At 62.0% G+C, this 20,484-nt stretch carries 17 protein-coding genes and 2 pseudogenes; 9 read left to right on the plus strand and 10 right to left on the minus strand.

Features of this window, described 5'->3' with window-relative positions; genetic code table 11:
• Positions 1 to 103 precede the first annotated feature (103 nt).
• The 3 genes and pseudogenes from PH551_RS20285 to PH551_RS20295 form a co-directional block, all read left to right on the plus strand.
• Positions 104 to 1,018 (plus strand): ornithine cyclodeaminase family protein, encoded by a 915-nt coding sequence (locus PH551_RS20285; RefSeq protein ID WP_285194628.1) that lies wholly within the window; start codon positions 104 to 106, stop codon positions 1,016 to 1,018.
• 141 nt (positions 1,019 to 1,159) lie between these two features.
• On the plus strand, positions 1,160 to 1,513 hold the full coding sequence (locus PH551_RS20290; RefSeq protein WP_285194630.1) for a cupin domain-containing protein: 354 nt from the start codon (positions 1,160 to 1,162) through the stop codon (positions 1,511 to 1,513).
• Positions 1,514 to 1,689: 176 nt separating this feature from the next.
• Positions 1,690 to 1,933: pseudogene (locus tag PH551_RS20295) on the plus strand (NAD(P)/FAD-dependent oxidoreductase); the annotation flags it as partial.
• A gap of 63 nt (positions 1,934 to 1,996) precedes the next feature.
• On the opposite strand, the gene PH551_RS20300 reads toward PH551_RS20295, so the two are convergent.
• The 3 genes from PH551_RS20300 to PH551_RS20310 form a co-directional block, all read right to left on the minus strand.
• Positions 1,997 to 4,537 (minus strand): methyl-accepting chemotaxis protein, encoded by a 2,541-nt coding sequence (locus tag PH551_RS20300; protein WP_285194631.1) that lies wholly within the window; start codon positions 4,535 to 4,537, stop codon positions 1,997 to 1,999.
• Between the two features lie 318 nt (positions 4,538 to 4,855).
• The gene (gene putA, locus PH551_RS20305) at positions 4,856 to 8,554 is read right to left on the minus strand and encodes a trifunctional transcriptional regulator/proline dehydrogenase/L-glutamate gamma-semialdehyde dehydrogenase (RefSeq protein WP_285194634.1); all 3,699 of its coding nucleotides are present in this window, start codon (positions 8,552 to 8,554) and stop codon (positions 4,856 to 4,858) included.
• 27 nt (positions 8,555 to 8,581) lie between these two features.
• On the minus strand, positions 8,582 to 8,785 hold the full coding sequence (locus tag PH551_RS20310; protein WP_184460355.1) for a hypothetical protein: 204 nt from the start codon (positions 8,783 to 8,785) through the stop codon (positions 8,582 to 8,584).
• Between the two features lie 173 nt (positions 8,786 to 8,958).
• On the opposite strand from PH551_RS20310, the gene PH551_RS20315 reads away from it, so the two are divergent.
• The 6 genes and pseudogenes from PH551_RS20315 to PH551_RS20340 all read left to right on the plus strand — a co-directional run bounded on the left by PH551_RS20315 (position 8,959) and on the right by PH551_RS20340 (position 14,564).
• Positions 8,959 to 9,453 (plus strand): Lrp/AsnC family transcriptional regulator, encoded by a 495-nt coding sequence (locus PH551_RS20315; protein WP_285194636.1) that lies wholly within the window; start codon positions 8,959 to 8,961, stop codon positions 9,451 to 9,453.
• Between the two features lie 85 nt (positions 9,454 to 9,538).
• Positions 9,539 to 9,940: a hypothetical protein gene (locus PH551_RS20320; RefSeq protein WP_285194656.1), complete on the plus strand. Its 402-nt coding sequence runs from the start codon at positions 9,539 to 9,541 to the stop codon at positions 9,938 to 9,940.
• An 81-nt stretch (positions 9,941 to 10,021) separates the two neighbouring features.
• Positions 10,022 to 11,395, plus strand: coding sequence for a PepSY-associated TM helix domain-containing protein (locus PH551_RS20325; RefSeq protein ID WP_285194637.1), 1,374 nt, complete (start codon positions 10,022 to 10,024; stop codon positions 11,393 to 11,395).
• 98 nt (positions 11,396 to 11,493) lie between these two features.
• The gene (copC, locus tag PH551_RS20330; RefSeq protein WP_285194639.1) at positions 11,494 to 11,859 is read left to right on the plus strand and encodes a copper homeostasis periplasmic binding protein CopC; all 366 of its coding nucleotides are present in this window, start codon (positions 11,494 to 11,496) and stop codon (positions 11,857 to 11,859) included.
• Between the two features lie 116 nt (positions 11,860 to 11,975).
• Positions 11,976 to 12,749 (plus strand): copper homeostasis membrane protein CopD, encoded by a 774-nt coding sequence (copD, locus tag PH551_RS20335; protein ID WP_285194658.1) that lies wholly within the window; start codon positions 11,976 to 11,978, stop codon positions 12,747 to 12,749.
• A gap of 163 nt (positions 12,750 to 12,912) precedes the next feature.
• A pseudogene (locus PH551_RS20340) lies at positions 12,913 to 14,564 on the plus strand (acyltransferase).
• Between the two features lie 73 nt (positions 14,565 to 14,637).
• On the opposite strand, the gene PH551_RS20345 reads toward PH551_RS20340, so the two are convergent.
• The 7 genes from PH551_RS20345 to PH551_RS20375 form a co-directional block, all read right to left on the minus strand.
• Positions 14,638 to 15,651 (minus strand): GlxA family transcriptional regulator, encoded by a 1,014-nt coding sequence (locus PH551_RS20345; protein WP_285194659.1) that lies wholly within the window; start codon positions 15,649 to 15,651, stop codon positions 14,638 to 14,640.
• Positions 15,652 to 15,661: 10 nt separating this feature from the next.
• Positions 15,662 to 15,868 (minus strand): hypothetical protein, encoded by a 207-nt coding sequence (locus PH551_RS20350; RefSeq protein ID WP_285194662.1) that lies wholly within the window; start codon positions 15,866 to 15,868, stop codon positions 15,662 to 15,664.
• A 314-nt stretch (positions 15,869 to 16,182) separates the two neighbouring features.
• Positions 16,183 to 16,755, minus strand: coding sequence for an S-(hydroxymethyl)glutathione synthase (gfa, locus tag PH551_RS20355; protein ID WP_285194640.1), 573 nt, complete (start codon positions 16,753 to 16,755; stop codon positions 16,183 to 16,185).
• Between the two features lie 55 nt (positions 16,756 to 16,810).
• Positions 16,811 to 17,647 carry an S-formylglutathione hydrolase gene (gene fghA, locus PH551_RS20360; protein WP_285194641.1) on the minus strand — a complete coding sequence of 279 codons (837 nt, stop codon included), beginning with the start codon at positions 17,645 to 17,647 and terminating at the stop codon, positions 16,811 to 16,813.
• A 2-nt stretch (positions 17,648 to 17,649) separates the two neighbouring features.
• Positions 17,650 to 18,777, minus strand: coding sequence for an S-(hydroxymethyl)glutathione dehydrogenase/class III alcohol dehydrogenase (locus PH551_RS20365; RefSeq protein WP_285194642.1), 1,128 nt, complete (start codon positions 18,775 to 18,777; stop codon positions 17,650 to 17,652).
• 90 nt (positions 18,778 to 18,867) lie between these two features.
• Complete coding sequence (locus PH551_RS20370) at positions 18,868 to 19,560, minus strand: dimethylsulfonioproprionate lyase family protein (RefSeq protein ID WP_285194643.1); 693 nt, start codon at positions 19,558 to 19,560, stop codon at positions 18,868 to 18,870.
• A 15-nt stretch (positions 19,561 to 19,575) separates the two neighbouring features.
• The coding region (locus PH551_RS20375; protein WP_285194644.1) for an electron transfer flavoprotein subunit alpha/FixB family protein at positions 19,576 to 20,484 on the minus strand (909 nt) is incomplete at its 5' end.

Raw genomic sequence — 20,484 nt, forward strand, 5'->3', positions numbered from 1 at the left:
CGGTCGATAGCGAGATGAATACGCTCGATCATGCCGCTCGTCGGATCGGCTTTGGCGTCGAGACATCCCATTGCCTAAGAGCCCCTGAGGGAAAGAGAACCACATGATCTATATCACCGAAGAAGAATCCGCGAGTGCTGCCACCCACGAGTTGGCGTTCGGGGCAGTGCGGGCCGCATTCATTGCCACTGCCGGCGAGGGTACGACTGCATTCCCGGTCATTCTCGGTCATGCAGGGGATCCGCAGAACCGTTTTACAATCAAGTCATCGACAGATGAGCGGCTTACCGGTCTCAAGGTCGGCTCCTATTATCCGACGAATGACGCAGCAGGCCTGCCTCGACATAGTTCTATCACCCTTCTATTCGACCAGAGCCGGGGTCGAATCGGCGCCATTGTCGAAGGCGCCGAGCTCAATGCCTTCCGTACGGCCGCCGCCGACGCTGTTTCGACGGATGCGCTGGCGCGCAAGGATGCTGAGACCCTTGCGATCTTTGGCACCGGACATCAGGCCGGATATGAGGTGATTGCTGTTGCACGCATCCGCGTACTCAAAAAGGTTCTGGTCGTCGGTCGTCAGACCGCCAAGGTCGATGCGCTCGTTGCCCGGCTACGCCGAGAGGGAATCGTCGCCGAAGTGGCTTCAGCAGAGGCGGCATGCCGAGCTGCCGACATCATCATCACCGCAACGACCTCTACCGCTCCGCTTTTTGAAGCCGATTGGATCAAGCCAGGAACGCATATATCCAGCATGGGCTCCGATCGGACAGGCAAGCAGGAGCTTCCGCCATCGCTGTTTGCCCGCGCGTCTCTATTTTGCGACCTCATCGAGCAGTCGCGCGCGATCGGTGAATTCCAGCATGCCGATGCGACGCAGGACTTGACGACGATCGGCGCGGTTCTGGCTGGTTTGGCGCCGGGCCGAATCCGTGACGACCAGATCACGATCTTCGACAGTTCGGGAATATCGCTTCAGGATCTCTACATGGCGCAGGCGCTGATCGACCTTCGCCGGTAACGCGCCGCCGAAGGTTCCAGGACATAATGCTCGCGGCTCTCATGCCAACGAATTTTTCTGCTTCGAAGCTTTGTGCGAAATCGAATAATGCTGGCGCGAAGCAGATAGTCTCACAACAAGACCAACTCATCGAGGATAGACATGTCCCTTATCATACCCATTCGCACCGAAAACCTTGGCGCTGGCATTCATAAGAAGCCACCGATCGACCGGCTGATCGAAGGCAATCCGGACATCTATGTCTGGGATCAGGATGAGAGCCTCGAGGGGCGCGTGCGCAGCGGGGTCGCATCGGGGACAGCCGGCACGACCCGCTCGATCAAAGACGGCGTCTGTGAAGTCATCCACATTCTCGAAGGGGTGGTCGAGCTGACGGAAGACGGCAAGGAGCCGATGGTATTTCGCGCGGGCGACACATTCGTCATGAAGCCCGGATTCACGGGGATATGGAAGACAATCGAGGATTTTCGAAAGATCTTCATCATAGCGGCCTGATCTGGCCGATATGGCCTTGTACTTTCAAGATTCTTAACTGGGAGATACTTGAACACGATCTGCCGGTCATGGCGCCAAAAGCCAGTTCAGTGCTTCTAGGGATTGGCTCACTGCCTCCGCGACTGAACCGTCCGGCTTCAGGGCGACCACAACCTTCTGCCTTGAAGAATCCCGAAATCAACGCCGCTTGGGCAGGCTATATCGACAGCACGCCCGGACGGCGTGCCGGCGATCGGCGAGATCGCCACGCTTCCAGACTTCATCCTCGCTGCCGGCTTCAGCGGCCACGGCTTCGGCATCGGACCCGGCGCCGGCTATCTGATCGCCGATATCGTCACGGCGATGAGCCGATCGTCGATCCCAGACCCTATCATCCCAAGCCGTTTCCCGGCGTCCGCCTGGGGTAAAGTGGCCGATTTCAAAAACAGATCGTGCAAAACTGTGCGCGGTTTTTCATCGGCGGAGGACGGGAAGAAGTACCGCTCAGGAGGCCATGGCGATCCGCGGGCTCACGCCGGGCGAGACCTTGCGGCCGTCGGCGGTCTGAAAGCGGGAGATCCGCTCGTTCAGCAGTTCCACCTGCTGCCGCAGCCTGTGAATTTCGGCGGTATTTTCCTCCACCATTGCGGCATTGTGCTGAGTGATATGCTCGATGTCGCGAACGGCGCTGTTGACCTCGTCGATGCCTTTGTACTGCGTGCTCGTGGCAGTCGAGATGACCTGCACCAGGCCATTGATGGAGGTAAAATGCTCCATGATCGCCGAAAGCGCCTGGCCGGTCTCCTCGACGAGCCTGACGCCCGTGCCAACCTGCGATGCGCTGTTGGAGATGAGATCCTTGATTTCACGGGCAGCCTTGGCGCAGCGCTGTGCAAGCTCGCGCACCTCCTGGGCGACGACGGCGAAACCTCTGCCCGCCTCTCCTGCCCGCGCCGCCTCGACGCCGGCATTGAGGGCGAGAAGATTGGTCTGAAAGGCGATCTCATCGATCACGCCGATGATGCTGGAGACCTTCTCCGAAGAACGGTTGATGGCGTCCATGGCGTCGACGGCCTTGGCGACGACGGCCGCGGAATGCTCCGCCTGCCGGTGCGCTTCGGCGACGGATAGCGATGTCTGACGCGCGTTTTCCGCTGTCGTGCGAACGCTGACTGTGAGTTCGCCAAGCACACGTGAACTGTCTTCGAGGGCGGCCGCCTGCTGTTCCGTGCGCCGCGCCAGATCGTCGGCCGCGCCTGAAAGATTGGTGCTGCCCTCGGCGATTTCGTAGGTGGTGTTGCGAACCTCGGCGAGTGTGCGGCGAAGCGCATCGATCGCCTGGTTATAGGTCCTGGCCATCGCGACATAATCGGCGGCCAGTTCCTCGCTCATGACGGCTGCGAGGTTGCCGTCGGCAAGCTTGCCGAGCATGTCGGAGAGTGCGTCCAGGGCCTCGCTCTGCTCGGCTTCGATGCGCGCCTGCTCGGCTGCGCGGCGAGCCTGCTCCTGTTCGTCCCGCGCCCTGTTCGTTTCAGCGACCTCTTCGAGCCTGGTCTTTTCGAGCGCCTGGTCGCGGAAGATGGTCACGGACCGGATCATATCGCCGATTTCGTCGCCGCGCTTGCCGTCGCCGATCGGAACGTTGAGATCGCCGGCGGCAAGTCTCGTCATCGTTTGGGTGATCCGCTTCAGCGGTCCGCGCAGCGTTTCGATCAGCATGAGGCCGCCGATGATCGCAAGCACCGTGCCCGCAATCATCGCCGCCAGCGACATCGTGGCCGAACGCTGGCTGATGTCCCTGCCGCTCTCCTGCGCGGTGCTGACGAATTGCTCCAGAGTATGGCTTGCCGCGGCCACGAGCTCGGTTGCCGCCCCCCTCTCTGCCCGCCACCGGTCGGCGATCGATATCAGAAGCGACGTGGCCTTTTCGATCGCGGCGAGAGATGGCTCGATCTTCTTCGCAAGATCCTGCAAGGCAGGGTTTTTCCCACTCAGGGGTACAAGCTGTGCGGCGCTTTCACGCAGCGCCTTGAGATCGGCGAGAACGGCATCGCGCGCTTCGGCATCGACCCGCCTGTTCAGTTCACTCAGGTGCAGGCGCAGATCGTCGATCGATTTGAACGCGGCACTGACGATCGCCACCATCGAGCGAAGCGTGCCGATGTTCGCATCCATGCCGACAAAACGCTCGATAGCCGTATCCGCATTCCCTGAGGCGAGCTTTACGAACTTTTCCTCAAAGCCCTGCAGATCCTGGTCGACGGGGGCATAGCCTTCGAGCGTAAGGTTTGCGCTGTCCTTGGCCACCGCCGCGAGCTTGTCCATTACCGGCTTCAGTGCGGCAATCTGGCTCTGCGCCTTGTCCGAGGCGAGTGCGGCGCTCCCGCCGACCTCCTTGACGAGCGGCGGCAGGAGGTTGCCGAGAGCGCCGGCGATTTCCGCAGGGTCAGTCGCCTGCGCCGTCGCCTTGCGCAATTTCGCAATGCGCTGGGCGATATTCTTGTAGGCGGAGGCATCGAGCAGAAGCGCGCGGACGAAGGCTTCCTTTCCGTTCGCCTGGTCCTGAAGGACGTCGAGCTGCTTGCGGGCGGTCTGGCTTTCCTTGAAAAGCTGCGCCACAGCCGCGTCGATCGCCTGCTCGGTATTCGCCCGCTCCTGTGCCACGGTCCAAAGCGCGTCGGCGCTCCCCTGCATCTTGCCGCCGAGTTCGCGAACCGCCGAGATCTGCTGCTTCTGGGATGGATCGATCAACATCGCATCGAGCGTCGCAGCGCCCTTCTCCTGATCGGAGATGCTGGCGATCAGCCGATCGCGCGTGGCCGCCGTCGGAAGATCGGTAAAGGCAGTCAGCGAGGATCTGAGCTGCTGGAAACTGGAAAGCGTATCGATCGTCTGCCGCGTCAGCGTCATCTGGCCTTTGAGCGTGCCGGCGGTGAAATAGCCGAAAAGCCCTATGCCCGCAATGAGGATGATCAGAGGAACCACGAAGAAAAGAACCTTCGTGACAATCCGCATACGCTGCAACAGTCGATCAATCAACGCCATAGAAAGCCCCGCCCCCAGGAATGGTCACGCCTGATGGCGCGACGATAGCCGCAACTGCTAAAAAAATGGTCAATGGTGTCGAGTTTGTTCGGAGCATCGGAGGCGTGGCCGAGGCGCCGCATTTTCTGCCTCATCAGACTCGCTGACAAAGCTCGCTCTTTACGCGGCGTCATCGTCGGCCTTGTGCTGCCTTGTGCCGAGGATCCGCTCCTTTCGACCGGTCGCAGATGCTCGGAACAGGCCCGAGCATGACGAAAGGGGAGTTGGAACCTGGGCAGCCGGCCTGGAGGGCGCATTTCTGCCCCCTCGGCCTATCGATCAGCCGATGGCCATCAGGCTCGCATTGCCACCCGCAGCGGCGGTGTTGATCGAGGTCGACACCTCCTCCAGCAGCCAGTTGAGGCAATAGGCTTCCGGATCGCTTGCCAGTTCCTCGCTCGTCGCAGCCTGGACCAAGAGAAGCGGGCCGGGCAGCGCGGCGATCTTCCGGTTGACGGCAAGAACCCTGTCGCGGTCCCCTTCGACGAGCACGCCGGAGAAAGGCCCGTCCTTTTCCCAATCCGATGTCCAGGAAAGGCGGCTGGCGACAGCCGCCGGAAGATCCGCCAGCACCGACTTCGATATGGAAGCCGCATCGACTACGACGTGGTTGCCTGTGGAAATGGCCGCGGCGATCTGGCGATGCAGTCCGGTTTCGGTCTGCGGCACGAGCAGGATCCGGCCGCGCGGATGGAGCGCATAGAGATTGCGCTCGCCAACAGGGCCGGTGAGTTCGCGTTCGAGCCCGAGCGCTGATCGGCTTGCATAACTGCGCGCTGCTTCACCTTCGTCCGTCAGGCCCTTCTTATCGAGCCAGACGATATAATCGCGAAGGGCGAGGTCGGTATGGACGGAATCCTGCTGCGGCGGCACGGGCGCGCGCTGCACCAGCCGGCCGATATAAAGCGGGCCGCCGGCCTTCGGCCCCGTTCCAGACAGGCCGCGGCCGCCGAAAGGCTGCACACCGACAACAGCGCCGATGATGTTGCGATTGACGTAGAGATTGCCGGCCTTGATACGGCTCGTCACATGCGCGATCGTTTCGTCAAGCCGCGTGTGAAGCCCGAAGGTGAGGCCGTAACCCGAGGCGTTGATGTCGTCGATCAGGCGATCGAGGCCGTTTCTCTTGAAGCGGACGACATGCAGGACCGGCCCGAAGACCTCCTTCGTCAGGTCCGAGAGGGATTTGATCTCGATGATCGTCGGCGGAACGAAGGTGCCTTTTGCTGCGCTTTCCGGCAGCGGCAGCTGTTCCACCTTGCGGCCGGCGGCGCGCATCGTTTCGATATGCCGGTCGATCTCCGTCTTCGCGCCGTCGTTGATGACAGGCCCTACGTCGATGCTCAAGCGATCGGTGCGGCCGATGGTCAATTCACGGAAGGCGCCCTTCAGCATGGCGAGCGTCCTGTCGGCAATGTCGTCCTGCAGGCAGAGAACACGTAGCGCCGAGCAGCGCTGGCCAGCGCTGTCGAAAGCCGATGTCACGACGTCGGCCACGACCTGCTCAGCCAGGGCGGAAGAATCGACGATCATGCCGTTCTGGCCGCCGGTTTCGGCAATCAGCGGGATCGGCTTGCCGGTTGCCGACAGGCGTTCAGCGAGCTGCGCCTGGATCATACGGGCCACCTCGGTCGAGCCGGTAAACATGACGCCCGCCGTTTGCTGCGCCCCGACCATGCCGGCGCCGAGGCGGCCGCTGCCGGGCACGAATTGCAGCGCGCCGACAGGCACGCCGGCCTCGTGGAGAATTTTGACACTCTCCGAAGCGATGATCGGCGTGACACCGGCAGGTTTCGCCAGCACGGGATTGCCGGCCACGAGGGCAGCGGCAACCTGGCCGGTGAAAATCGCCAGCGGGAAATTCCACGGGCTGATGCAGACGATCGGCCCGAGCGGCAGATGCGACGGACCGAGGGTTTTGCGCGCCTGATCGGCATAATACCGCAGGAAGTCGACCGCCTCGCGCACTTCGCCGACTGCGTTGGCGGCGGACTTGCCGGCTTCGCGCATGACGATGCCCATCAGCACCTTGATGCGGGCTTGCATAATGTCGGCGGCCCGATCGAGGCAGGCGGCGCGCTCGGCCGGCGGTACGGCCGCCCATTGCGGCGCGTAATCCGCCGCCATCGCAACGACGCGGGCGGCCTCCTCGACCTTCACTTCGGTCACCGTGCCGACGACATCCCGGTGATCGGCGGGATTGAGGACCTCGCGCGTCACGCCGTCGGTGGACCCGTCGGCGAGAATTGGAAGCGCATGCCAGGGCGTCGCAGCCGTGGAGGCAAGCGCTTGTGAAAGGTCCGCCAGCGTCGCTTCGCTCGAAAGATCGAGGCCGCTCGAATTGGCGCGAGCGCTGCCGTAAAGCGCCTTGGGTGCCGCGATCTGCACATGCGGCGCGCCGACGACGGGCATGGCCGCGACGGTCTCGGCCGGATCGGCAATGAGCGCCTCGACTGAAACATTCGGATCGGAGATGCGGTGCACGAAGGAGGAATTGGCGCCGTTTTCGAGCAGGCGGCGGACGAGATAGGCGAGCAGCGTCTCATGCGTTCCGACAGGCGCATAGATGCGGCAGGGCCTGTCGAGCTTCTCCTTCCCGACCACCTCGTCATAAAGCGGTTCGCCCATGCCATGCAGGCACTGGAATTCGTATTTGCCGACTGCGAAATCAGGCCCTGCCAGATGATAGATCGTGGCGAGCGTCTGCGCATTGTGGGTGGCGAATTGCGGGAAGACGGCATCGGCAGCGGCAAGCAGCTTTCGTGCGCAGGCGATATAGGCGACGTCGGTGTAGATCTTGCGGGTATAGACCGGATAGTCGTCAAGACCATCCACCTGGGCGCGCTTGATCTCCGCATCCCAATAAGCGCCCTTGACGAGACGGATCATCATCCGCCGCCCGGAGCGGCGGGCGAGATCGATGATGTAATCCAGGACGAAGGGGCAGCGCTTGCCATAGGCCTGGACGACAAAGCCGAGCCCGTTCCATCCGCCGAGCTCCGGGGCAAAGCACAGCTCTTCGAGAAGATCGAGCGAAAGCTCCAGCCGGTCGGCTTCCTCGGCATCGATGTTGAGGCCGATATCATAGGATTTGGCAAGAACGGCGAGCGCCTTGACCTTCGGCAGCAGCTCGCCCATCACCCGGCCGGCCTGCGCTCTCACATAGCGAGGATGCAGGGCCGAGAGCTTGATCGAAATACCGGGGCCGTCATAAATGCCGCGCCCATGCGCCGCCTTGCCGATGGCGTGGATCGCCTTCTCGTAATCCTTGAAATAGCGCTCGGCGTCTGCTGCGGTTGTCGCCGCCTCACCCAGCATGTCGTAGGAATAGCGGAACCCCCGGGCTTCCAGCGGACGAGCGCGCTTCAGCGCCTCCTCGATCGTTTCGCCGGTGACGAACTGCTCGCCCATCATACGCATCGCCATATCGACGCCGCGACGGATCACCGGCTCGCCGGCGCGCGCGATCAGCCGCGTCAGCGCCGCCGACAGGCTGCGGTCGTTGACCGTCGAGGTCAGCTTGCCGGTGACGACGAGACCCCAGGTAGCGGCGTTGACGAACATGGATTTGCCGCCGCCGATGTGCGAGGTCCAGTTGCCCTCGGCGATCTTGTCGCGGATTAACGCGTCGCGGGTATCCGTGTCGGGAATGCGCAGCAGTGCTTCAGCAAGACACATGAGCGCCACGCCTTCCTGGCTAGAAAGCGAATATTCCTGCACCAGCCCTTCGACGCCGGTGCCCTTGTGCTTGGCGCGTAGCGCCTCGATCAGGGTGCGGGCAGTGCTGCGGATGTCATAGCGCTTGGCCTCGGAAACGCGTGCAGCCGCAACGAGCGGCGGGAGGCATTCGGTTTCCGGACGGCGATAGGCGGCCGTGATCGCCTGGCGAAGCTCGGATTGCGGCCGGATCGGCGGCGCGAAGGCCGAGAACGGCGCGGGATCATTGGATGGCGTGCTGTCGATCGCTGCGTTGAGCATGGAGGTCCCTATCAATCAATATATGGTTTAACGGATGAATGAGACGCCGGGCTCATCGTCCCAGCCAGCATCATCGGTGACGACAGGGCCGGAATATTCCGTCTCGCAAAGCGGGCGCGCCGGCTTGTCGCGTTTGAGCGTGAGCGCTGCCGCCACGGCCCTTATCGCCACCGGCCGGTAGTGGGCGATGAGATCCGGCTTCTCGTCGTCGTCCTGCGTTTCCCTGCCCATGCATGACCCCGTTTTGCATGTGGTGCCGGTGCGATCCTGACGATGCGTCAAGCACCTGCGCCTTCCATCCCATTGTCCACCCGTAAGGTATCACAGATCGCCAATCACGATCTCACTTGATTTTCGCCATTTTCAGCCTGTATGAACTTATTAAAACGCATCGAAGAGCTCAAATGGCTAGTGAACCCGACATCTTTAGTGAATTGGACCAATTCGACAGAAAGATCCTCGTAGCACTCGCCGAGGATGGCAGATTGTCGATCACCGATCTCGCCGCGCGCGTCGGGCTCTCGAAGACGCCCTGCCAGCTCCGCTTCAAACGGCTGATCAACGACGGCTATATCGAAGGCTTCAAGGCTGTTCTCAACCCTGCGAAAATGCAGCTCGACCACATCGCTTTCGTCGAGGTGAAGCTCTCCGACACTCGCGAGGCTGCCCTGAAAAGCTTCAACGAGGCCATCAAGAAAATCAGGGAGGTCGAGGAGTGCCACATGATCGCCGGCCGGTTCGACTATCTCCTGAAGATCCGCACCCGCGATATCGGCCGCTATCGCCGCGTTCTCGGCGAACGCATCTCGACATTGCCGCATGTGGCCAACACCTCGACCAATGTCGCGATGGAGACGATCAAGGAAGGCTGGGACAAGTTCGGTTCGAGTCTCTCGTGATTATTGATCCTGCGGCCACATTGCCGCATTGAGCTTTCGGCTCGGCAGCATTATCAACGTTTTCACGCCGGACGGCGGGGGAACCATGCAAAGTCGCTTGGAAATGATCGGGAAATGGCTGGTGCGCATTCTGTGCGCCATTGCGCTCGCGTCTGTCGGATTTGCGCACCAAGCCCCGGCGATTACCGCCGCCCCCGTCAACCTTGCCGAATATGTGCTTCCGGACGGGACGCTGCCTACGCTTTGCGTCACCGTCGCAGACGACGAAGGCAAGAGCGGCACTGATCACAAGTTCCACAATCATGGCTGCGAAGCCTGCCGGATCAGTGCTTCCGTCCTGCTTCCGCCACCTGCTGACATCGCCGGGAAAGCTTTCGCATTTTCACTTCGGGTGGATCTTGCCATCCGTATCGAAGCCTTCCACAGGCAAATTTACCCACCCAATACTGGTCCCAGAGCTCCTCCTTCCGATCCGAACCTGACCTGAACCAGCGCGTCAGCCAGGCAGAGGCGCGCCCTTTGTTCTCGGCCGCGCCTTTGCCAGCGGCCACGGATTCGGAATTTCATCATGTCGACTATCACTTCCGCCGCTCCGGCGGAAAACGCCGTACCCGGCGTCTCGCTTTATCGCGCCATCTGGCGCTGGCACTTCTTCGCCGGACTTCTCGTCATTCCCTTCATGCTGAACCTCGCGATCACCGGCTCGCTCTATCTCTTCAAGAACGAGATCAACGAAAGCGTCTTCGCCTACCGCTATGACGTCGTCGCTTCAGGCCAACCACTGGCGCCGGAAAAGCTGGCGGAGATCGCGACGGCCGCCGTGCCCCGCTCCGCGGTCACCGCCTACAAGGACCCGGCAACGCCTGAGCACTCGGCCATCGTCACGGTGTCAAGCGATGCCAGCTCCACGCTCGTCTTCATCGATCCCTATAACGGCAGGATTCTTGATAGGGTCGGCTCAACCGAAGAGTTCAACTACGTCGTCAAGCGCATCCATAGTCTTGCTCTGTTTGGGAGCCTTCCAAACAAGCTGATCGAGATTGCCGGCGGATTCGCCATGGTACTTGTCGTGACCGGCATCTATCTCTGGTGGCCGCGCCGCCAGACGGGCGGCGTCGTCACGGTCCGCGGCACTCCGGCCCGACGCGTCTTCTGGCGCGACCTGCATGCCGTAACCGGTGCTTTCGCGGGCATACTGATCTTCTTCCTGGCGATCACCGGCATGCCGTGGTCGGGCTACTGGGGTTCGAACATGCAGGCCTGGCTAGGAAGCCATGGCCTGGGATATCCGACGCAACTCTGGAACGATGTGCCGAAATCGCAGAAGGTTACCCAGAACGTCCTGCCTGCGGTCGGCTGGACAGTCGAACAGGCTCCGGTCCCGCTCTCCGACATTGCCGTCGCCCAGTCGAAGAAGCCGATCGGCCTGAACAAGGCCGTCGACGTCGCAAAGGCTGCCGGTCTGACGCCGGGTTTCGACATTGCCATGCCTTCCGGTGAAACCGGCGTCTATTCCGCGGCGATCTATCCCGATGACCTCGCCAAGGAGCGGACGATTCACATCGACCAATATTCCGGCAAGCCGCTCGTCGATATCTCCTACGGCCAGTATCCGATTTTCGGAAAAGCCATCGAGTGGGGCATCAACGTCCACCAGGGGCGCGAATTCGGCCGCGTCAATCAATTCCTGATGCTTGCCACCTGCCTTGCGATCATTCTTTCCTGCGTGACCGGCGTCCTCATGTGGTGGAAGCGGCGCCCGTCCGGACGTGTGGGCGTCCCGCCGCTGCCGCCGCGGCGATCTGTTTATATCGGCCTATGGACGATCGCGACCGTCTTCGCCCTGGCGTTTCCGCTGACCGGCCTCGCCATCCTGCTGATGGTCGCGACCGACCAGGCCATCATTCGCACGATCCCACCGCTTCGGCGTGCGTTCGCTTGAGGAGGTGACATGAAGACAGTCCGCACCCAGCCCTTCGGCGAAGCTTTGACAAACGACCGCTTCAACTGGCAACTTCAAAGGCAACAGATGAGATGACTATGTCAAAACTCCCCCTGATCGCTTCCATCGCACTGATCTTGACGGCCGCGGCCGCCAGCCAGGCCTTGGCTCACGCCCACCTGAAAACGTCGAGCCCGGCAGAGAAGACATCCGTCGTCTCTCCCAGCGAACTCGACCTGACTTTTACAGAAGAACTCGACCTCAAGTTCAGCGGTGTGAAGGTCACCGACTCCAGCAAAGAGGAAATCAGGCTTGGCGAAGCCCGGCTGAAGGACGAGGGCAAGGTCCTGACGGTCCCCGTTTCTACAATGCTGGCGCCAGGCGACTACACGGTCGACTGGCATGTGCTTTCGACAGACGGTCACAAGACCAGCGGCAGCTATACTTTCACCGTCAAGCCGTGATCACGCTCGAGACAGCCTATATCGGTTGCCGCTTTTTCCTGGACATCGCTGCCCTGTATCTGTGGGGCAGCTGCGCATATCTGTGGCTGCTCGTTCCCGCCTGACTTTCTGGGGATATCTGGACACGGCAATCTTGGCCACGAGCCTTTGCGGTCGGCTGCATTGTCGCTGCTACGGTCCTTACCCTCCCGATCAGGTCCGCGCTCCTCAGTGGGGACTGGGCCGACGCATTTGATTTCGGTGCGATGCTGGATGTTCTTTTCGGCACCACGATCGGCACGGCGTGGATGTGGCAGGGGGCAGGAACCGCCGCGCTTTTTCTCGCATACGTCGCGGTACCCATGCGACTGCGGGCCGCCAGCATGACGATTGCCGCGGGATTCTTGCTGGCGGGTCTAGCCGCGAGTGGCCATGCCGCCATGAATACCGGCTGGCTTCGTGCCCTGCATCGGGCGAACGATATCGTCCATGTCCTGGCGGGAGGCGCCTGGTTCGGCGCGCTGATCCCGGTCGCGCTCATTCTGCCGCTGTTGTCCGATCACCAGGCCGGCCGCGACGCGACGACGGCGCTCGTCCGTTTCTCCACGGCAGGCCACATCGCCGTCGGCATGGTTTTGATCTCCGGCGCCGGCAACATGTTCATGATCATCGGCGGTTTTCCGCTCGACTGGTCCGTTGTCTATCAGTTTCTGCTTTCCCTGAAGATACTGCTCGTCCTGTCGATGACCGGACTGGCGATTCTCCACAGGTATGTGCTCGTGCTAAAACTCTCCTGGTCTCATGGAGCTGTGACGGCACTCAGGATCGGCACCGTTGTCGAAATCGTCTTGGCGCTCACAGTCGTCGGCCTGGTGGCATGGTTCGGCACTCTGGAGCCGACCGCCATGTAAGTCACGCTGCAGGCATCGCGCAACGACCGCATCGAGGCAACTGGCCAGCGACCGGTCCATCCTCTGCATCTTGCGTGCGAACCGCTTACGGGGTCTGATACCGCCGGGAGATGGATGGCTTGACATAAACAAGTCTTCGGCGACCGAACCTGTGAGGAGCAGGATGAATCACGCCAACAGCCCGAAGGCATCGGTGAGCGAGGAGAGGGAAGCGCGCCGGCTGCAATATCTTCCCTGGGAGCGCATCGCGTCGGACCTCGATCACTCCGCTCACCTCGCCCGCAAGGCAGCGCTCCTGCGATCATGCGCCGCCGAACTAGCCGAGACCTCCTATATCGCCGAGAATGCCGCGATCTTCACCGAAAGCCTGGCGATGGGCGAGCGGTCGTGGATTGCGGGGCACGCGCTCGTGCGCGGCGACGTGACCCTCGGCGACGATTGTTCCGTCAATCCCTATGCTTGCATTTCCGGCAAGGTGAACTGCGGCAATGGTGTCCGCATTGCTTCGCATGCGTCGATCGTCGGCTTCAATCACGGCTTCGATGATCCTGATCTGCCGATACACCGCCAGGGCCTCGTCAGCCTCGGCATCGTCATCGGCGACGATGTTTGGATCGGCGCCAATTGCGTGATCCTCGATGGTGTCACGATTGGAAACGGCGCCGTCATAGCCGCCGGTGCGGTCGTGACCGGGGACATTGCGAGCATGGCGATTGCCGGCGGCGTGCCTGCCCGGGTGCTGCGCAGCCGAGGCTCGACGGCCAGGAAACCGGCGCTGGAGACATCGAATAAACAATTGCTGAGGCTCGGGGAGAAGGCGCAAGAGCACTGGCCGGATATTCTCGCCCTTTTGAAAAAAGACGGAGCCTATGAATCGCTGGAAGCGGACGGCGTCAGGCGGCCGGCGATCCGGCACCTGTGTGATGCGATCGAAATCGCCGCCGGCTTCGGCCAGCTGCCGCCCGAGCTCGATGCGTCGGAGACTACCGAGCGCCTTCAAGGACTGCAGGACCGGGAGACCGGCCTTTTCCCGGAAGACCATGCGCGTTCGCATGGGATGCTGCTGAGGGATGATTCGAAGGCGCTCTACAATGTTCTATCGGTCGGCTATGCGCTCGAACTGCTCGGCTCACATCCGCCGCACCCTGTCCGAGCAGTCGAGCTCGATGCCGGAGAGCTCGACGAATGGCTGAGCGCCCTGCCCTGGCAAAGCCGGGCGTGGCATGCCGGCAGCGTCGTCGATGCGATCGGCACAGCCATGTATTTCAACGCCCGCTATTTCGGCATCCGGCAATCACGGCAGGCGCTGTTCGAATGGCTGACCCGCAATGTCAACAGCGTCACCGGCCTGTGGGGCGAGCCGACGGCGCTGGAGGGATGGCTCCAGCCGGTGAACGGCTTTTATCGACTGACGCGCGGCACCTATGCGCAGTTCGGCATTGCGCTTCCGCACCCGCGCGCCGCGCTCGAAACGGTACATCTCAATTATCGTGACCATGAGGGTTTTGTCGGCGCGAAATACAATGCCTGCAACCTGCTCGATACGGTCCATCCGCTGCTGCTGATTGCCCGGCAGACCGATTACCGGCGGGCCGATGGCTAGGCGATTGCCCGAATCTCATAACGAGGGCCGTGGACAGATGGCGGGACGGCGAAGGTTTCCCTTTCGCCGATGGCGCCGAGCCGAGTCTGCAGGGAACGGAGATGTGGCTTTCGGTCATCCATTTGGCAGCCGATTTCCTCGGCCTTGTGGATCACTTCGCCTTCGTCCCCAAGGGCGTGCACCGGACCGCAACGCCCGGGCTCGGCCTGTGATCAACCATGCAGCGATGCCGTCAGCCAGGCGGCGGCGAGATTGCGGGCGACGATAATCTTAAGCACTGCCGCTTCAATGCGTTCGCAAAGCCGCGGCACGATGCTGAGAAGGCGTCTGCCCGAACGTGCGCTTGAACGTTCTCGTGAATTGCGAGGCGTTTTCGAAACCGACGTCGAGCGCGATCTCGATGAGTGGCGCCTTCGACTGGGCAAGGATCGATTTTGCCCGCTCCATGCGGACACGGTTATAGGCCTTGGCAGGCGACATGCCCGTCTTCTCGATGAAGATCCGCTCCAGTTGGCGCCGCGAGAGCCCGACCATGGCGGCGAGCTTTTCGATCGGCATGCTGCCGTCGACGAATTGTTCCATGGTGATCATCGCCGCCTTGACGCGGGCATCGTCGTAATCGTCATACAGGGGACGCCGGGGCTGAATGTCGGCCGGAGCGCGGGCTTTCTCGATCTGCAGCACTTCGAGCGCGTTTCGTTCGGCATCGCGGCTGATGTATTTCCTGACCAGCAGCGCCGCCATATCGGCACTGCTGCTGCCGCCGGCGCAGGATCCGCGCTGGCGATCGAGATTGAAGAGCCGGTCGGAGCGAACACTGAGTTCGGGGAACCGCTCGCGGAACTCCTTGTAATGCAGCCAGCTGACGCAGGATTCATGCCGCGTCATCAGGCCCGCGGCGGCAAGGATGAACGTACCGGTGCACACGCCGATCAGCGGCACCTTCTTGGCATCCGCCTGCTTGAGGAAGGCGATGGTCTGCTGGTCGACGGGATTCTCGACGGTCAGAAGGCCGCCGACGACGGCGATGTAATCGAACCGCGTGGGATCGACGAAGTCCGACGTCGGAGCGACCTGGACGCCGCAGCTCGAGGTAATCAGGTGCCGCGTGCTGCCGATCACCTGCCAGTCGGCAAGCACCCGTCCGGAACGATCCTGCTCGTCGCTCGCAAGCCGCAGCGTGTCCACGAACAGCGCAAAGGCCGACAGCGTGAACGATCGCGACAGAACGAACCCAACCTTGAGCCGGGCGGCGGGTTTTGCGGCGCCGTCTGCCTGCCGATGCTGCCCGGGTCGCATATTCATCTCATCACCGTTTCTGAATGCGCTCATCTGAGCTGAAAAACGTGCGCCAGCGGATCGCGGTCGTCAACACAAATGCTGTTGTGGCCGATGACCCGCGTCCAGCCTCCGCAAAGTGAGCCAAAGAGTTCATCACGATTATCAATACCACGATACCGTTCGACGCATTGGTCGAAGCCGCGATATCGAGCATCCTGATCGCGCCGTCGATCATTTCTCGGAGTCCGCTCGAAAGCGCGATGTCCCGAGGTGATGGCATACGGTAAGCCATCGTCACCGTCTGATTGGATGATGCAGCGCAAGGGAGTATTTTGAACATTTCGCTGATGTCATCCCGGTGCCGAACTGAGGCCGGAGGGACATGAACGATCCCCCCGCGACGCGTGACATCATCACGGGCCACTGGTTGTGGCGAACGTCGAGGCGAATTGCCGTAGCCGCGAGCCGCGAATCGAGAGCCGTCGTGCGCGATCTATCGATCCCAAACTCGACCGGGGAGCGCTGGCACGCCAGCGCTCCCCGGAAGGTTCAGGCCGCCAGGACGCCGCTCTTCTTGGCGGTCCAGGTAGCGATATAGTCCATCAGGCCAGGCGAAAGGCAATCATAAGGCTCGAGCCCCGACGCCTTCAGCTGCGCTCTGACGGCGTCCATCTTCGAAGGGTTGAATCCGCTTTCGATGATCGACGATACGAAGGCTGCGAAGGTCGGCTTTGCCCAGCCGCCCTCCTGGAAGCGCTCCGGATGGACGAAGGACAATCCCTGGAACGGATGTTCGCGCTCGACCGGCCCGTACATATGCACGCCGCACTCCTTGCAGGCATGCCGCTGGATCAAAGCTGTGGAATCGACGACTGTAAGCTTGTCGCCGTTTTCCAGCACCTCGACGCTTTCGGTCGGCGCTACAGCCACGACGGAGAAGACGGCACCTTTCGGCTTCCAGCACTTGGTGCAGCCGCAGACATGATTGTGGGCGATATCACCCTTGACCCTGACCTTGACCGGATTGCTCGCGCAATTGCACACAAGCGTTCCGCCTGCGAAAGCAGCGTCAGCCGCTCGAAAGCCTGAATCCACTGCCGGATGTATGGCTATGCTGGTCATTGCTTCTCTCCTTCCCTCCCTGGCCGTTCGCGTTATGCCCGGCCGAGCTCTGCAATTATTTTCCCAGCCTCTGCGCATGCCAGCGCAGATGGTCTTCCATGAATGTCGAAATGAAGAAGTAGGAATGGCCGTAGCCTTCCTGCATGCGAAGCTTGAGGTTGATATCAGCCGCCTCGCAGGCTTGTCTCAGCTCGTCGGGGCGCAATCCATCCTCCAGGAAGCTATCCGCCGTTCCCTGGTCGACGAGCAGTTCGGGAAAGCGATGCCCGTCTTCGATCAGCGAGCAGGCGTCATAGGCCCGCCAGGTCGCCTCGTCGGCGCCGAGATATTTCCGCAGGGCCGGCTTCGACCAGCCGGAAACCGAGGGATGGCTGATCGGCGCGAAGGCCGAGCAGCTCCGGAAGCGATCCGGGTTCTTGAGCGCGATCGTGATCGCGCCATGTCCACCCATCGAGTGACCGAAAATCCCCTGGCGGTCCATGTCGACCGGAAATTCCGCAGCAAGGAGCCGCGGCAGCTCGTCGACGATATAGCTGTACATGCGGTAATTGGCCGAATAGGGCGGCTCAGTGGCGTCGACATAAAAGCCCGCACCCTTGCCGAACTGCCAGTTGTCGGGCTCATCGGGAACGTGGTCACCGCGGGGGCTGGTATCCGGGCAGACGATGACCAGACCGAGTTCGGCGGCAAGCCGCCGATACTCGCCCTTGTCCGTGACATTGGCATGCGTGCATGTCAGGCCGGACAGATACCACAGAACCGGCAGCTTGCCCGCGGCGGCCTGCGGCGGCACGAACACCGCGAAGGTCATGTCGCAGTCGCAGGCCTCGGAGCGTTCGACGTAGACGCCCTGAGTGCCGCCGTAAGACTTATCGATCGCGATCGTTTTCATTCTCAATAGACCACCACGCCGCGGATGCTTTCGCCCTTGTGCATCAGCTCGAAGCCCTTGTTGATGTCTTCGAGCGGCATAGTGTGGGTGATCATCGGATCGATCTGGATCTTGCCCTGCATGTACCAGTCGACGATCTTCGGCACGTCGGTGCGGCCGCGCGCGCCGCCGAAGGCGGTGCCCATCCAGTTGCGGCCGGTCACCAGCTGGAACGGCCGCGTCGAGATCTCCTGGCCGGCGCCGGCAACGCCGATGATGACCGATTTGCCCCAGCCGCGATGGCTGGCCTCCAGCGCCTGGCGCATGACCTTGGTGTTGCCGGTGCAGTCGAAGGTGTAGTCGGCGCCGCCGATCAGGTCGCCGCCCCGCTTGGTCATGTTGACCAGATAGGGCACGATGTCGTCGCCGACCTCCTTCGGATTGACGAAATGCGTCATGCCGAACTTCTCGCCCCAGGCCTTGCGATCCGGGTTGATATCGACGCCGATGATCATGTCGGCACCGGCAAGGCGCAGGCCCTGAATGACGTTCAGGCCGATGCCGCCAAGCCCGAAGACGATCGCCGTCGATCCGACCTCGACCTTGGCGGTGTTGATGACGGCGCCGATGCCGGTGGTGACGCCGCAGCCGATGTAGCAGACCTTGTCGAAGGGCGCGTCGGGGTTGATCTTGGCGAGCGCGATCTCCGGCAGCACCGTGTAATTGGCGAAGGTCGAGCAGCCCATATAGTGATGGATCTTGTCCTTGCCGATCGAAAAGCGCGAGGTGCCGTCCGGCATCACGCCCTGGCCCTGGGTGGCGCGGATGGCGGTGCAGAGATTGGTCTTGCGCGATGTGCAGGAATAACACTCGCGGCATTCCGGCGTGTAAAGCGGAATGACATGGTCGCCCTTCTTGACCGAGGTCACGCCCGGGCCGACATCGACGACGATGCCGGCGCCCTCATGGCCGAGGATGGCGGGGAACAGACCTTCCGGATCGGCGCCCGACAGGGTGAAATCGTCGGTGTGGCAGATGCCCGTCGCCTTGACCTCCACCAGCACTTCGCCAGCCTTCGGCCCCTCCAGTTGCACGGTCATCACTTCAAGCGGTTTTCCAGCCTGAACGGCTACGGCGGCGCGAACGTCCATTTGATAATCCTTTCTATTAAATCATTTCGATAGCGAGATATGCAGAGCTACGACCTAGACATCGAACGATCTGCTTCCGCCTCATCCTCGTTATCCCGGCTCGACCTGACACCAGACCGCGAGAAGCGGCTGGGCCGTACATCTTATTGCAAAGGATTGCCCCGCATCATTCGCGAAAACTGTTCCGGTCGCGGCGGAAAACCATTGGGAATCGTCGAGGCAGATTTCGCCCGGCGAAAGCAGAATGAAGGCACGCGGCTGCGTCTGAACATGATCGGGAAAGCGCGTGTAGCGATCCATATAGATCACGCCCACCCGGAGATCGGCCCGCTCCTCCAGGCCGCCCGGACCGATCAGGACGGCGTGGGAGTGGGTGTTGCCGAAGTTCAGGCTGGCAAAGGGGCCGGTCCGGCCACGTCGCCACAGCAGTTTGTCGGCGAGACTTTTGAACTGGCCGGCGATCGCCTCATATTTTCGTCCGGATTTTGCCAGATGGCCGATGGCGTCATCCAGCCCTCCGGGCACGCCGGGAAGGGGGTCGCCCTCCGGCCGCACCTTGCCTGTCTTGAGCAGCCTCTGGAGAACTTTGCCGGCAACGAAACTGGCAACGGCTGGAGCTTCCGCCGACAGCATCAGCCCGCCGACGTCGTTGAGGAACTCCTGCAGCGGCCGAGGACGCCTTTCCCTGCCGATGTCGTGCAGCCTGATATAGGCCGGCTTTTCCTCGTCGTTCAGGAGAAGGTCGGCACCAGGTCTGATTGGACGTCCCACCGCTCGCGCCACGTTCGGTCTCCTCGCTCAGAGCGCCTTTTGCAGTTCCGGCAGTGCGTCGAACAGATCGGCGACGAGGCCATAGTCGGCAACCTGGAAGATCGGCGCCTCCTCGTCCTTGTTGATGGCGACGATCACCTTCGAATCCTTCATGCCGGCCAGATGCTGGATGGCGCCGGAGATGCCGCAGGCGATATAGAGATCGGGCGCCACCACCTTCCCGGTCTGGCCGACCTGCCAGTCGTTCGGGGCATAACCGGCATCGACGGCAGCACGGCTGGCGCCGACGGCAGCACCGAGCTTGTCGGCCACCGGCAGGATGACTTGCCTGAACTTCTCGGCCGAGCCGAGTGCGCGGCCGCCCGAGATGATGACCTTGGCCGAGGTCAGTTCCGGACGTTCCGACGCCGACAGTGCATCGGAGACGAAACGCGACAAGCCCGGATCGGAGACGGCCGGGATCGCCTCGACCGTTGCCGAACCGCCTTCCGCTGCCGAGGCAAAGGAAGCGGTGCGCACGGTGATCACCTTCTTGGCATCGCTTGATTGCACCGTCTGGATGGCGTTGCCGGCATAGATCGGCCGCTTGAAGGTGTCGGCGGAGACGACCTCGATGATCTCCGAGACCTGGGCGACATCGAGCAGGGCTGCCACCCGCGGCAGCACCGTCTTGCCGACCGAGGTGGCCGCCGAGACGATCGTGTCATAGGAGCCGGCAAGCGAGACGATCAGCTCGGCCAGCGGTTCGGCGAGATTGTTGGCAAGCGCGTCGCTTTCGGCGAGCAGCACCTTGGAGACGCCGGAGAGTTTTGCCGCCTGATCGGCCGCAGCCCTGGCAGCCTTGCCGGCAACCAGCACATGCACATCGGGGCCGATCTGGCTTGCCGCCGTCAGCGCCTTGGCGGTCTGGTCGGAAAGGTGATTGCCGTCATGATC

Origin of the sequence: Rhizobium atlanticum (genome assembly GCF_030182485.1) — a bacterium.
GTDB lineage: Bacteria > Pseudomonadota > Alphaproteobacteria > Rhizobiales > Rhizobiaceae > Rhizobium.